This window comes from Bifidobacterium sp. UTCIF-39, assembly GCF_006408715.1.
Taxonomy (GTDB): domain Bacteria; phylum Actinomycetota; class Actinomycetes; order Actinomycetales; family Bifidobacteriaceae; genus Galliscardovia; species Galliscardovia tissieri.
This window is the reverse complement of record NZ_JEOG01000005.1, coordinates 160,193-172,840: the sequence shown is the minus strand read 5'-3', so window position 1 is coordinate 172,840 and position 12,648 is coordinate 160,193. Positions and strand designations below refer to the sequence as shown.

General features: G+C 61.2%; 10 protein-coding genes. 5 read left to right on the top strand and 5 right to left on the bottom strand.

All coding sequences use genetic code 11. From position 1 onward, the window contains the following. Positions 1–93 precede the first annotated feature (93 nt). Positions 94–813, top strand: coding sequence for a response regulator transcription factor (locus EP30_RS03560; RefSeq protein ID WP_094663686.1), 720 nt, complete (start codon positions 94–96; stop codon positions 811–813). A gap of 97 nt (positions 814–910) precedes the next feature. Beyond that, complete coding sequence (locus tag EP30_RS03555; RefSeq protein ID WP_223848161.1) at positions 911–1,921, top strand: cell wall metabolism sensor histidine kinase WalK; 1,011 nt, start codon at positions 911–913, stop codon at positions 1,919–1,921. A gap of 27 nt (positions 1,922–1,948) precedes the next feature. Here the strand turns inward: EP30_RS03555 and EP30_RS03550 are convergent, their stop codons facing one another. Together EP30_RS03550 and EP30_RS03545 are read right to left on the bottom strand one after the other, a co-directional pair. Next, complete coding sequence (locus EP30_RS03550) at positions 1,949–2,701, bottom strand: ComF family protein (protein ID WP_140556167.1); 753 nt, start codon at positions 2,699–2,701, stop codon at positions 1,949–1,951. A 61-nt stretch (positions 2,702–2,762) separates the two neighbouring features. Beyond that, positions 2,763–3,581: an HAD-IIB family hydrolase gene (locus EP30_RS03545; RefSeq protein WP_094663680.1), complete on the bottom strand. Its 819-nt coding sequence runs from the start codon at positions 3,579–3,581 to the stop codon at positions 2,763–2,765. 204 nt (positions 3,582–3,785) lie between these two features. On the opposite strand from EP30_RS03545, the gene EP30_RS03540 reads away from it, so the two are divergent. Next, a complete protein-coding gene (locus EP30_RS03540) occupies positions 3,786–4,256 on the top strand; it encodes a metallopeptidase family protein (protein ID WP_094663778.1) in 471 nt (156 codons plus the stop codon). Positions 4,257–4,327: 71 nt separating this feature from the next. Here EP30_RS03540 and EP30_RS03535 read toward each other — a convergent pair whose 3' ends face one another. Genes EP30_RS03535 through EP30_RS03525 form a run of 3 tightly spaced genes read right to left on the bottom strand, consistent with a single transcriptional unit; the run spans position 4,328 to position 9,405 of the window. Next, the gene (locus EP30_RS03535) at positions 4,328–5,878 is read right to left on the bottom strand and encodes a DUF5719 family protein (RefSeq protein ID WP_140556164.1); all 1,551 of its coding nucleotides are present in this window, start codon (positions 5,876–5,878) and stop codon (positions 4,328–4,330) included. After that, positions 5,875–9,021 (bottom strand): glycosyltransferase family 2 protein, encoded by a 3,147-nt coding sequence (locus tag EP30_RS03530; protein ID WP_140556162.1) that lies wholly within the window; start codon positions 9,019–9,021, stop codon positions 5,875–5,877. Before EP30_RS03530 ends, EP30_RS03535 begins: the two co-directional genes overlap by 4 nt. A 42-nt stretch (positions 9,022–9,063) precedes the next feature. Next, positions 9,064–9,405, bottom strand: coding sequence for a WhiB family transcriptional regulator (locus EP30_RS03525; protein ID WP_245819336.1), 342 nt, complete (start codon positions 9,403–9,405; stop codon positions 9,064–9,066). Between the two features lie 401 nt (positions 9,406–9,806). Here EP30_RS03525 and EP30_RS03520 point away from each other — a divergent pair, with 401 nt between their 5' ends. Together EP30_RS03520 and EP30_RS03515 are read left to right on the top strand one after the other, a co-directional pair. Continuing rightward, positions 9,807–11,171, top strand: a complete 1,365-nt coding sequence (locus EP30_RS03520; protein WP_094663674.1) for an LCP family protein — start codon at positions 9,807–9,809, stop codon at positions 11,169–11,171. 526 nt (positions 11,172–11,697) lie between these two features. Next, positions 11,698–12,597, top strand: a complete 900-nt coding sequence (locus tag EP30_RS03515; RefSeq protein ID WP_258185344.1) for an LCP family protein — start codon at positions 11,698–11,700, stop codon at positions 12,595–12,597. The last annotated feature ends 51 nt before the right edge of the window (positions 12,598–12,648 follow it).

The window sequence follows — 12,648 nt, the reverse complement described above, 5'->3', positions numbered from 1 at the left end:
GGCATCCGTTAGCGTAAGGCCAGGATTCTTTTCCTGGCCTTACGTATGATGGTGGTCAACAGACATGGCAACACAAGGTGATATAAGGCAATAATGAACACTATCGATGCACACACCTCCAGACGTACGATCCTCGTGGTCGAGGATGAACCCACACTGGCCACCGCGATCGCCCAACGACTGACCGCGGAAGGCTGGAATGCCCGTGTCGCCGGGGACGGCGCAAGCGCGGTACAGGCCGCGAACCAGCTCAAGCCCGATCTGGTGATCATGGACATCATGCTTCCCGTGATGGACGGTCTCGAGGCCACCAAGCGTATCGTGGCCAGCCGTCCCGTCCCGGTGCTGATCCTCACCGCCCGCGATGACGAGGCCGACAAGGTGATCGGTTTGGGCGCGGGAGCCGACGACTATATGACCAAGCCCTTCTCCATGCGCGAGCTCATCGCCCGCTGCAAGGCGCTGCTGCGTCGCGTCGAACGGGCCAAGGTCATCGCCAAGAACTCGGAAAACGAGAAGATTCTCGATTTCGGCACGCTGGTGATCGACCCCGCCCAGCGCATCGTGACGCTCGACGGCACCGAGGTGCATCTGACCCCCACCGAATTCGATCTGCTTGCCACACTCGCCCGACGTCCCAAGTCGGTGCTTACCCGCGAAAAGCTGCTCGAAGAGGTCTGGGACTGGGTCGATGCGTCCGGTACCCGAACCGTTGACTCTCATGTCAAGGCCCTGCGTCACAAGCTCGGCCCTGAGCTCATTCGCACGGTACATGGTGTGGGTTATGCCTTTGAACCGCCAGAAGCCAAGTAAGGGCAAGCCGGCACGTCAGTCACGACCCGTGCGTCGGAGCGGCGAGTCGCAAGGTCTGACGGCCAAGCTGGACCGTTGGAGGGATCGCCCGATCGGCATGTTCAGTTCCCTGAAGGCCGAGCTGAGCATCCTGATCACCCTGTCCACCGCCATAGCATTCGTTCTGGCCTGGCACTTCCTTAAATGGGGTTGGAGCGGCTGGCTCGCCATGCCGTTGACCTTGGTGGTGGCCTTGGGCATCACCTACTTCTTCGCCCACGGGCTCACGGCTCCGCTTCGGCAGATGCGCGATGCGGCCGAGGCCATGGCGGCGGGCGACTACACCGTACGCGTGGAAAGCGCCAATGACAGCCGTGACGAGGTGGGACAGCTCGCCCGGTCCTTCAACGAAATGGCCGAGGAGCTGCAGCACGCCGACCAGATGCGCCGCGACATGGTCGCCAACGTCAGTCATGAGCTCCGCACACCCGTATCCGCCCTGCAGGCACTGGTGGAGAATATGGCCGATGGCGTAGTGGAGCCTACGCCCGCCAATCTGGAGGGAATTCTCGATCAAACGCACAAGCTGTCCGATCTCATCGCGTTCCTGCTTGACATGTCCCGTGTGGAGGCCGGTGCCGCGAGTCTTGAAATCGAGCCCTTCGACTTCGCCGAATTCATCGATGACACCGTCAAACCGCTGGAGATCGCGGACGGCGGCCACGGTCATACCATTCACGTCGATGTACCGGAACATCTGCGGATGGAGGGTGACCCGAACCGGCTGAGTCAGCTGTTCACCAACGTCATCGCGAATGCGCTCAAACACTCCCCCGATGGCACCGAGGTGCTCATCGAAACGCATGAGAACGAAGAACGCGGTACGGTCATCACGAATGTGGTGAACTATGGGTCCCGTATACCAGAAGAAGCGCGCAATGACATTTTCCGCCGGTATGTCAAAGGTACGGGACGCCCGGGCACCGGTTCAGGCGGCACCGGCCTCGGACTGTCCATCGCCCGCTGGGCGGCGGGCCTGCATGGTGGAACCGTAAACGTGGTGCCCGATCCTCGAGGGGCGAACTTCGAGATCGAGCTGCCCAAATATCCCACCATCGACGATGAGTAGTCGATGAACAACCATTACAACCATTGATCAGCGTTCCGAAGGCGCTGGCACGGCGGCAAGCATAAACCCCGTATGGACATGCATGTCTGCGTTGTTCAGCGCCTTCGCACACTGGCGGATCGTCGATCCTGTGGTGATGATGTCGTCGACCAACACCGCTGCACTGCAGTCCTGCAGCAGATCTCGATTCACATGAAGCCGATTACGCAATCGATTCGCACGCTCGCCGGCTTTGCTGGACTGCACCGATTTCGCCGTCGTGCCCGTAATGCTCAACGCCGGTGCGCAGCGTGCCGGTACGCCCCGTAGACGAAGCCCATCCGCCACCGCCTGCGCAAGCAGAACCGTGTGAAAACGTCCCCTCCTGCGCATGGACGACCGTGCCGATGGCACCGGCACCACCGCAATCATATTGCGCTGATTCTGGAAACCGTCGAATTCGTTGCTGCGTAGCAGGCAACGGGCAATCATGACGGCGAACTCTCCGTCGAGCTCCTGATCGTCGTGATCCTTCCACATCAGTACGGCACGGCGGACCGCTCCCCGATAGATGCCGCAGGCATGCACACGTCCGGAGGCCATCACCGCCGTCGGCATGGACCGAATGACATCATGATCGAACAGATCGACGCAGGATTCACACAACACCGTATCAGGACGATCACAGCCCGCACAGCCGCGAGGAAGCAGCAAATCACGCATCTCCCGTCCCAGACCGGCCATGCCACGCCATGCCTGGCACAGACCGGTCTGATCAACACGGCTGGGATGCGTACTCATGATCCTTCTCTATTCCTCAGCCATCCGAGATTCTTCAGCCATCCGAGTCATCGCGCCACCGTCAATCATTCACCGACAACGCGGCAATCAGTCGACGGATTGCTTCAAGCGTGTCATCGGGACAGGAGACACGGATCGCATACGCGCCCGCCACCGCTGCGGGGTAATCGTTCCCGTCCGGATCCATACGATCGCCGATGAACGCGATACGGGACACGGGAACATCAAGGATACTTGACAGCTGACGCATGGCGTAGGCCTTATCGATGCCTTTGGCGACCACGTCCACGCTGGTCGATCCGCCGGATCGGACGGTCAGCTGGGGAAGATCGGCAGCCACGGCGGCCGCGAGCCTGTTCTTCTTGGCACGGTCCGGATCCCACGCCTCCTTGGCGTCCACCGGAGCAAGCTGCCCCAATGCGGAAAAGGTGATCTGGCTGCCTCGATCCTCCAGACGGTCGCCCCAGATACGATCGTCAGGCAACCATAGTCCCTGTTCCTTGGCGTGTCTGGTCAGCGATTCGATAGCCGCGTCACGATCCTCGGGACTGAGATCATGCGCATATTGGCAACGCCATTCGGAACCGTCCCAGGCATAATACCGCGTACCGCTGGTGGGCATCAGATGCAGGTTGTCACGATCCGCCATGTCCCCGATCATGGCAAGGATCTGGTTGGTGAACAGATGGTACTTTCCCCCGGACACCACGGCGCAGGGAATATGATGGGTCAGTTCGGCAAAGGCCGCAGCCATGTCGGCGGTCATCGGAGTCTTCGATTTGGCGAGCGTCGTGTCCAGATCGAATCCAATGGCATCGATCATCCCGGCCAGCCGGTCATAATCCACATCATCCCAGCGGTGAATCATCACGTCGCCCATCACATCCTCCTTCGACACCCATAGGCGTCCACGACGGACGTCTGCATTTCAGCATTATCGCACAACAACCACACCGGAAGGTGGGACGCATGTCATTGTTCACAACGCCTGCCAGCATGTCCGCCGGAGGCACCCAGACACAACTTAGGCACAGTCGCTCAGGCATATGCCCAACATCAGCACTGCCGGCTAGTGTATATCCTCATGACCAAGGAATCCGACTTCACTTCACTGTTACGTGCCAGCGGCACCGTGTTGCCCTGGGAGCACAAGATCTATCGAAACCGTCATGGCAGAGGCATCCGACAGGCCACCTTCGGAATTCGCATGCCCCGGTATCGCACCAAATCCGGGACATTCGACGGCATGGTGGTGGCCCAATTGAAGCGTCTTAACGCCGCCTGGCCGGAACTGCTGAAGAACACGGAATGCGCAGTGGAGGATGTCCCCCCGTCGGGTCCGGTGTCATGGGAGATGAAACGGGCGTTCCTGTCTCAGTCGTTCCCCGCCGAACATGGCTCCCCCGCCCGCATCGTGCTGTACCGCAAGCCGATCGAGCAGCGGAGCCAGAGCCGGCTGGACATGCAGTTCCTCATCCGTGACGAGATCGTGGCGCGGCTTGCCGATCTGACCGGCCGTCATCCCGAGGACATCGACCCGGACTGGGGACTCTGATCCGGCTGTCGGAACACTCACGGCCGGACTGCCGGACGACTATTCGACTAGTCGTCTATTCGACTGGACGACTATTTGACAACGGACAGTGACTGATCGGCTCGCACCTGTGCCTGAGCTGGCATGAGGCTCGACGATCCGATCACGCCAAGACCCGCAAGATGCGCATCGTTCACTGCATTGACGCCGATCATGGCGGACCAGACGATGGACGCCTTGTCATCGCTCATGGTCACCGCCACAACGCCATCGGCGATCTCGCTCGGCTTGATCGACACTGCCTTGTGGGGTTCGATCGTGATCTCCTTCTCGCCCTTCTGCGTGCCGTCGTCACCGTATCCGGTAAGTTTCGTCGTGACCGTCTGGTCGGCTGTATTCACCATGGCCAGTGTGGCGTCCACTCCGTCAGGAATGGCAACGGCACCCGACGCAACGGCGACAACGCCATTGGCCAACGAAAAATCGGTCTGATTGTCAGACGATTGCGAGCAGATCGCCGACACATACATCGCGGAACCGCTTTCCACGCGCAATCCGAGTGCGTCATCGGGAGCCTTGCCGAGTCCGATGGACTTGACCGTGTTGGCGGTCACCGTGTCCTTCTTCGCCTCCGATGTGCCGGATCCGGTGATCCACGACAACGTCACGTCACCGTCTTGGTCGGAGTACAGATTCACCATGACGTCCTGTCCACCGCCGACGCCCGCGATCGTCGTGTCGGTGGCTGCTGTGGCCGGCAACGGGGTCGCGTAGTCGGATCCCCTTGGAGTGAGCCCCTCGGCATGGACCACACGCACCACGGCCGACACCGGTGCGCCACTACTCGTCAGCGACAGATACAGACCATCCTGTGCAGGTGCGGCGGCGGAGACATCGACCACGGTCTGTGATTTGCCCGCCACGGTCACCTTGCTGTCGGTGGAGGATGCGATGGCTTGCGCGGAACCGGTACCCCACATGCTCATCGACACGGTCGTTGATTTTTCCGTCGGGTTGGCCAGCACAAGCTGCTGGGTCCACCCGGTCTGCGTGGCAGGCAGCAGGAACGACTGCCGAAGCTGAGGATTCACACATTGCACGGAGGACAATCCCTGCAGGTCGCCTTCAGTGGCCCAGGAGGCCACGGAAGAGGCCACACCGGATCCTTTGCTCACATCAAGCATCCTGGACGTGAGCAGCAGCGGATCAGCGCCCGCATCGGATCCGTATACGAACGCCTTCGTCTGATCGGTCAGATCAATGTCCGGCGTGTCATGCTTGTCATCGCCGTTGAGCGAGGTGACGGCGGTGCTATACATGGAGCCGAATGCGGCAAATCTCGCCTTGCCGACGATATTGCCCTCCGAGATCTGATACGCGGAGTCGCCATACGATTCGGTGTCAGCCAGTTGCATGCGCGCCGGGCAGTAGGACTGCAGCATGGTCTGCCCCACACTGATCGTATGGGAACCGGAACGCGCGTCCGAGCCGTCAATGAGGTGATCGGACGGCGTCAGGACAGCAAGCAGGCCGAATACCGCCAACAGGAGTATCGCCGTGACCGAGGAGACGAACACCTTGCCCACGGTGCCCCACACGCTACGGGATCGGCGGGCGGCGCCCGACCGTGTTGATCTGCTCATGCCTGTCCCCCATTGATGTTGATTCGACGGAATCTCGGGAATGCGACGATGCAGTACAGCACCACGACCACGCCCATGCACCATACCCATGCCAGACGCCATCCATCGGACAGCGCACGCGATTCGGCACCCGTATCCATACTGATATCGTCGCCGGACGCGGTGGTGAGCCGCACGTAGGTTCCCGCTTCGTTGCTCACCACGGACTGGGTACCGCCGCTTGCGAGAATATTCGCCACCAGATCACGGTTGGCGGAATCATCGGAATATGGAACATATATGCCGCCGATACCCAGTGACGCCAAAGTGGCTACAGCGGAATCATCGTTGTTCTGCAGCAGGCTCGCCGCGGCCTTGGACACCTTCTCAGCAGTCTGGTCCAAGGGCTGGGACACGGCGCGCGCGTTGATGGCCGGGGAATTGTCGATGAAATCACCGCGTCCGCTGCGCATGTACGAGTAGTCAACCGCCGTGGACGACTCCGCATTCAGTGCAAGGATGCGATGGCCCGGATTCGCGGCCAGATAGTCCTGCGCGATCAACGGCAGCTCATGGTTCTGCACATTCAGATGCGCCCCCTGCTGCACTCTCACGCCGCAGATCGAGCCCCAGAGTCCCAGGCATGCCGCCAGCAGCACGACCAGAGTCGCGCGTGCCACGATGATGAGATTGCGACGGCCGTAGAAGCTTCGATGACGTGATTCGATGCGTGCCGCGGAATCGTCGCCATCACGCACCAGCAGCGAAGAGAACGGGCGCACGGCGCGTCCCGCGACAATGCACAGGCAGGAGAACATGCCGACCATCATGAATGCGACGCCCGGCAGAGCCGTGCCGGCAATCGGTCCGTCTTGTCCCGGGGCAACGGCCACGCGCACCGCGACGATGATGGTCAGTGCGCCCGTCAAGCCGATGGTCCACATCATGCGTGACGCGCGTAACGCGAACGGAAGGAACAGGGCTACCACGGCAACCGCCATAACCAAGATCACCGTGGCCAGCACGGCGGCGGACTCCGGCACGCGCAGCATGGCCCATGTCGAGGAATTCGCGGTGGGGGCGACGCCAAGCGTCTCGCCGAGAATTCCCAGCAGATTCGAGGCACGCACCGATCCATTCACGGACGACTCCGGCAGCATCATGTCGGCAAACAGCTGACGATATGAACCGGAGTTGAGATTCAACACCACGTTGAGCAACGTAGGAGCCAGCAGAAATGCGCCCGGCACCGGGATGAGCAGCAGCATCACCCGGTGCGAACGCACCATGATCAGGAACGCAAGAAATACAACGACGAGCGGCAGCACCAGCTGCGGTTCGGAGGCCACGACCACGGCCAGACACAGCGAGGCCAGTCCGGCGGATTGCACGGATGCCGTAGGGGTGAGCACCGCCTCGGTGTGATACATGCCTACCGCGCGGAACACGAACGCCATGCCCGCCGGCAGGAAGACCATCACCATGAGCATCGGCAGATTGCCCTGCGCGTAAAGCCCCAACATGCCACCAAGCATGCACCACAGCAGGCCCGTGGCCACACGCACCGAATTGGAACGGGTGAAAATACCGGCAAGCGCCCAGAAGGAAAGGGCGGAGAACGGCGCGGCAAGGAGGATGATCAGCGCCATGGCCACGGTGACATGACCGAATGCGATCGTGGTAAGGGCCATAAGGATCAACAGGAACGGCGCCGGTGGCGCTGTGGTTCCCGGACCGTTGGCGTAGGTAAAGACGCCAGTGGCGGCCTCGGCGATCTGGGCAAGGCTGGCGGAGGACGGGACAAGGGTCGCGGAGTGGAAGGACGTTCCCGAGGTCAGCGAGGTAAGGACGCTGATATTGGCCAGAATGCCGGCGATGAGCGACAGGATCATCATGATGCTTACCCAGAGTGTACGGCGACGGCGCTGTGCACGCAGGTGCGCGAGGGCCAGCGGGCTGAGCAGCGTGGTGCCCTGCGAGTCGGCGAAGGCGCTGCTGCGTTCCCGCCATTGTGCGAGCTGATCGCGCCTGGCGACAAGTACGGATAGCTGTCGCAGACTCATGGAGGACTGTCTGGCCACCTTGCCTCGGGCGGACGCTCCCCTAGGCATCCAGAGCAGGGTGCGCCAGGGTGCGCCGAGTTCGCAAAGCGCTTCGTATGGACGCTTGCCCGCCAACTGGGTGAAGGCGAGGATGAATGACATGAGGAAGCGCAGGAGCCATGTGGGCAGCCACATGATGCCGCGGATGTCGGTGAACCGGTAGCGCTCGCGCGCATCGACCTTCATGGCGTACGGGTTGATGGAGGTGTGGCTGCCGGTGGAATGACCGGTATGGGTGCGCAGCCCTTCGAATCGCGCACGACGGTGTCGGATGACGCTGCGAGGCACGATCAGCACACGGCCGCCGGAGAGACAGACGCGCCTGCAGAAATCGGCGGATTCGGCGAATGTTCCCATCTGCGGACTGGTGCCGTTGAGCTCCATCCACGTCTGGAGGGATATGAGGGCGCCGGCGAGATCGACCGCGTAGACGTCCTGTCTGGCGTCGTACTGTTCCTGGTCGGGTTCGCCGTCGACCACGAGGGATGCGATGCCGTGTCGCCGTGTGGCGTAGTAGCCGACGTCGTGGAGGTGGTCGCCTTCCCAGGATATCTGCTTGCATCCAAGCACGGATGCGGTGGGGGCGTTGCGCCAGGCTTCGCGCATGGTGTCGAGACAGGAGTCATCGGCAGGACGGGAATCGTCGTGCAGGAGCCAAAGTGCGCGGATCGCCGCCGTCAGACGGGCATGATCGAGTGCGCGGCTGACGGCATCGCCGAATGTGACGGCTCCTTCCGCACTGACGATCTGGATATCGACGTCATGGACCATGCTCGCATGTTCGTCGTCATATGATCCGTAGACCGGCGTCGCCAGTCGGAATGCGCATCGCACGGAGGTTTTCGTTTCCCCGGTGCAGTCGGCGATGACGATGATGCCGGGCAGTGTACGCTGCGCCAGCACGGCGCTGAGCGTGTCGGGCAGGAATCGGATATCGGATTCCACGCAGATCACCGCCGCCACGGCGGAATCCACCTCCTGTCCGGTTTGCGCCCGGTGGCCGGAAAGTACGGAGCCGACCGTCTCCTGAATGCCTTGGGCCTCGTCCATAACAGATTTCATCTTCTCCACTGTATGACAACCCGGGCGAACACGGCGTATCCGTCAGGCCTGTTCTTTACCATGTTCTTTCTTATATCGGCGACGTTCGCGCTCGCTCATCCCGCCCCAGATGCCGAATCGTTCATCATGGTCAATGGCCCACTTGAGACATTGCTCCCGCACTTCGCACTGGGCGCACACACGCTTGGCATCCCGGGTGGATCCTCCCTTTTCCGGGAAAAAGGCTTCGGGATCGGTCTGGGCGCACAGTGCCTTGTGCTGCCATGACACGTCTTCGTCGGCGTCAAACAGCCCCCAGAGCTCGAACAGGGCACGTTCGGCGGACTCCGGTGTGGCGGAGTCGGAATCGTCGCCTTTTTGGGAATCGCCGAACACTCCCCACATGTCGAAACCTCCCAAAAATGCCGTGCCATGTCCTCCGGTACGGAAGACATGGTAAATTACACACTTGTCACTCAGTTTTTGTCAAGTTTAAGGGGTGTCGTTACCAATAATATTGACTTGAAGTGGTAGAGCACATTGACTCGTGCAATGATCACCGGTACCTAATGGAAGGGTGTTGTAAACAATTCCCATTTTGGTACCGTATTGCCTGATGTGCGTCGAAAGATGAGTCTGTATATTACGGTCTCGACGGCTTTGCCGCACCCCCGTTGTTTTCATACACCCGGTAGAAAGGCGTTCCCGTGGCTTCACACCGCCCAAGCAGTTCCCGAGGCAGGTACTCCGCCCCAAATCTGGCGAATCACGGGGGCGCGCGACCGCTCCATTCTCTTGGATACACGGTGAGCCATAGACTCCGGACCACGATCGCGCTGGTTCTTGTGGCCATATTCACGTTCGTGGCCACGGCGACCGGAGCGACGGCGACCAATCTGTTCACGCTGATCAATGACAGCAAGACGGCGGTGCTCGGACAGGCGCACGTCAAGACCAATCAGGTCATCGATCCGAACGCCGGCAAGACCGTCAATATTCTCGTGCTCGGACAGGATACCCGTGAAGGCGAGGCGAACGCCGCGATCGGCGCCGGCGGATCGGCGACCGACCATCAGTCCGACACGGCGATGATCGTGCAGATCTCCGCCGACCGCAGCTTCATCAATATCGTGTCCATTCCACGTGACTCGATCGTGAACGCGCCGAGTTGCAACACCACCAACGGCACGGTGCCGGCACGGTACAACGTACAGTTCAACTCGATTTTCGCACTGGGCTATTCCACTGGAGGCGATGTGGCGTCTGCCGCCAGTTGCACGCTCAACGCGGTCAATTCGCTGACCGGCCTCGATATCTCGCAGTTCATCGTAGCCGATTTCGCTGGTTTGAGTTCCATGATCGACGCCGTCGGCGGCGTGGACATCTGTGTGAATCAGACCATGAAGGACGATACGACCGGCATCGATCTCACGCAGGGACTGCATCATCTCGATGGCGTGGCGGCCACACAGTATGCCCGTGTACGTCACGTGGGCGATGGCACCGACATCATGCGCACCACCCGACAGCAGTATCTGGTCAAATCGCTGCTGCGCGAGGCCTCCAGCAAGAATCTGTTCACCCAGACCAACCAGCTGTATCAGCTGGCCACCGCCGGCATTCAGTCGCTGAAGATGAGCGATGGTCTGGCCGATGCCGGCGTACTCGTGGGCCTGGGTGCCGCGCTTAAGGATCTCGACACCGCGAAGATCTACGCCCAGACCGTTCCCGTGACCGAATGGTCGCGCGATCGCAATCGCGTGGTGTGGACGAAGGATGCCGACAGCCTGTGGAAGAAGCTCGCCGACGACAAGCCTCTGACGCTCACCGACGACTCCGATTCGGATGATTCCACCACCGGCGACTCCGCAGATTCGTCGTCAAGCGCCGCGCCTTCCGAGTCCCCCTCCGAATCCGACGCCCCCTCGGCTTCGCCTGAGCAGTCGAATTCCGCATCATCGTCCCCCTCCGACACCGCAAGCGCCGATTCCACGCCGGATCCGAAGACCGGTCTGATCACCAAGGCCGACGGCACGCTGGTCGATCCGAATACCGGAGGCATCGTCGATCCAAACACCGGAACCATTCGTGATCCCGTCACCAGTCAGGCCATCGGCATAGCCGACGCCTATGTGAACAGCACGTTCTGTGCCGTTACTGAGAAGGAATGACCTTCTCCGGCCTCAGGCCGGACATTATGCGTCATAGTCAGGTGAGCACATCGTCCACCACGAGAGGAGATCCATGAACGGCACGCCGGAAAACACGCCCCCGAGTTTCATACCCTCCGGGTCGCCGCGTCGCCGTTCCGCTCCGTCCCCGTCCCCGGCGCAGCCGGAGTCCTTCCAACCACGCCGAAGCGCGCCTCGTCATATCGAGCAGGCCAGCGAACCGGCCATCGAACCGATGAACGCCCCGGCCGCACCTCCGAGCTTCTCCCCAGCCGGTTCCGCTCGGCGTGCGGAGCCCCGTTCCCTATCGGGTTCGGGAAATCACGCTTCCGCTTCGGGCTCCGTCTCGTTCGACCGCGGAGCGCATTCCCGGCTCTCGTCGGCGGCATCGAAACCGGTCACGAACCATTCCCGCGGCACACGACAGTTCGATCGCTCCTCGCTGCGTGGCTTCGGCCATCGACATGCCGGGACTGCCGTCGTCCATCGGTTCCGTCACCGTGCGCTCGCGGTACTGGCAGCGTTGTTGGTCATCCTACTGATCGCCGTATTCGGACTGGTCCACTGGGTTGACGGACAGCTCACCCACAAGAACATGCTGTCATCCATGACCAATACGCCCGCGACCACATGGCTGATTCTTGGCTCCGACGAGCGCGATGGCACCGCCGGCACCGGCACCGAACAGGACGTCCCCGGATCACGAACCGATTCGATTCTGGTGCTCACCCGTCCCAAGAGCGGAACCAGCTCCCTGATCTCCATCCCGCGTGACTCCTACGTGACCGTGGATGGACAGGACATGAAGATCAATGCGGTGGCCACGCTAAAGGGCTATTCCGCGCTGGTCACCCAAGTGGAGAGCATTACGGGCATGAAGATCGACCACGTGGTGCAGATCGGCTTTGGTGGCGTGGAGAAGGTCGTCGACGCGATCGGCGGCGTGGAGCTGTGCTACGACCGTACCGTGAACGACGCCAACTCCGGTCTGGTATGGGAGGCAGGCTGCCATCAGGCGGACGGAGGCACCGCGCTGGCATTCTCCCGTATGCGGTATTCGGATCCGACCGGAGACATCGGCCGAGCCGCGCGACAGCGTCAGGTCATCGCCGCAGTGGCGAAAAAGGCCGGATCCCCCGCAGTGCTCACCAATCCCTCAACCGTCAGCAAGCTCATGAAGGCAGGGCTGTCATCCCTGACCGTCGACGAGAAGACCGGAGCCTTCGACCTGTTCGGCATGGCGACCGCATTCAAGGCCGCGACGGGAACCAAGGGCGTAACCGGTAGCGTGTACTACAAGAGCAGCGACTATTATCCGAAGTCCGGCATCGGTTCGACGGTACTCTTGGATGATTCCCGTAATACCGAACTGTTCGACCAGCTGGAGGCCGGTACCCACGACGCCGGTACGGTGGGCGGAATGTAAATCCCAGTCATCCCATCCGACTCCACCCGGCCCATCCACATCGACGCACAT

Bases quoted from the DNA above. Each gene is read 5' to 3' on its own strand.
- EP30_RS03550 (WP_140556167.1), bottom strand. From the start codon at position 2,701: ATGAGTACGCATCCCAGCCGTGTTGATCAGACCGGTCTGTGCCAGGCA.
- EP30_RS03560 (WP_094663686.1), top strand. From the start codon at position 94: ATGAACACTATCGATGCACACACCTCCAGACGTACGATCCTCGTGGTC.
- EP30_RS03525 (WP_245819336.1), bottom strand. From the start codon at position 9,405: ATGTGGGGAGTGTTCGGCGATTCCCAAAAAGGCGACGATTCCGACTCC.
- EP30_RS03545 (WP_094663680.1), bottom strand. From the start codon at position 3,581: ATGGGCGACGTGATGATTCACCGCTGGGATGATGTGGATTATGACCGG.
- EP30_RS03555 (WP_223848161.1), top strand. From the start codon at position 911: ATGTTCAGTTCCCTGAAGGCCGAGCTGAGCATCCTGATCACCCTGTCC.
- EP30_RS03535 (WP_140556164.1), bottom strand. From the start codon at position 5,878: ATGAGCAGATCAACACGGTCGGGCGCCGCCCGCCGATCCCGTAGCGTG.
- EP30_RS03540 (WP_094663778.1), top strand. From the start codon at position 3,786: ATGACCAAGGAATCCGACTTCACTTCACTGTTACGTGCCAGCGGCACC.
- EP30_RS03530 (WP_140556162.1), bottom strand. From the start codon at position 9,021: ATGAAATCTGTTATGGACGAGGCCCAAGGCATTCAGGAGACGGTCGGC.